The sequence below is a fragment of the Paraburkholderia steynii genome, from assembly GCF_900100565.1.
Classification (GTDB): domain Bacteria; phylum Pseudomonadota; class Gammaproteobacteria; order Burkholderiales; family Burkholderiaceae; genus Paraburkholderia; species Paraburkholderia terrae.
In genome coordinates, this window is record NZ_FNDI01000084.1 from 1 (window position 1) to 1,177 (window position 1,177).

A 1,177-nucleotide genomic window follows, 5' to 3' on the forward strand; every position below is an offset into this window, starting at 1 on the left:
GTGATGTTCATCGACCTCATCGATTCGACAGCGCTAGCGGAACGATTCGATCCAGAGGATATGCGACGTCTGCTAGGGGTCTACCATCAAGCTTGCGCACGCGCGATCGAAGCGCATGAAGGCCATATCGCGCTTTATATCGGCGATGGCCTGCTCGTCTATTTCGGCTATCCGAATGCGCACGAAGACGATGCCATACGTGCAGTACTCGCCGCCCTTGCCGCCATAGCTGCGCTTCGCGAGGCCAACGAACTCATCGAAACGGAGTACGGCGTGCGCCTGCAGGCGCGAATCGGGATCGAAACGGGACTTGTCGTAGCCGGCGCGATTGGCGCTGGATCTTCGCTGGATCACCGTGCGATCGTCGGAGAGGCACCAATCATTGCCGCAAGACTGCAGTCGCTCGCTCCTCCCGACGCGATAGTCGTGGGACCGGCCGCCCAACACCTGATCCAGGGATCGTTCAAGCTTGAAGACCTTGGCTGGCGCGAACTGAAAGGGGTCACTGGTCCGGTCCGGGTTCAACGCGTGCTGGCGCAAGCGGATACGATCGGCCGCTTCGAAATCAGGGTGGTCCAAGGGATCACGCCACTCATCGGCCGGGCTGCAGAACTCGAGATGCTCCGGCGGCACTGGAGGCAGAGTGTCGATGGGGAAATGCACTGCGTGCTGTTGACAGGCGAGCCGGGGATCGGAAAATCTCGCGTGCTGCGGGCGCTCTGCGACGGCATTAGTGACGATACACATGTGGTCGTTTCGCTTCACTGTTCCGCGTACTATCGCAACAGCCCTTTTTGGCCGGTACAACACTGGCTACAGCGCACTTTCGGCGTCGGCCCCGACGCTTCGGATGCGTCGGATATGGAGCGGCTAGAGGCTGGGATCGCGAGACTCGGAGTCGATGCCGACGAGACGCTACTGGTTCTTACAAATTTGCTCGGGATTCCGACAGGAGCGCGCCATCCGACAGTTGAGACATCTTCGTCTTCCTTCAAGCGCCGGACGCTGGACGTGCTGGTGGCGATACTCGAAACGTCGACACGCGTTCAGCCGGTACTTTTCGTTGTCGAAGACGCGCACTGGATCGATCCATCATCACTCGAGTTTGTCCGGCTCGTGGTTGAGCGACTGGTGTCCTCCCGGCTGCTGGTACTTGTCACGGCGCGGCCTGAGTTTG

General features: G+C 60.1%; 1 protein-coding gene. It reads left to right on the top strand.

Annotated elements, in window-relative coordinates:
* Positions 1-1,177: ATP-binding protein (locus BLT65_RS46245; RefSeq protein WP_166644854.1), on the top strand; the 1,177-nt coding region annotated here is incomplete at both ends.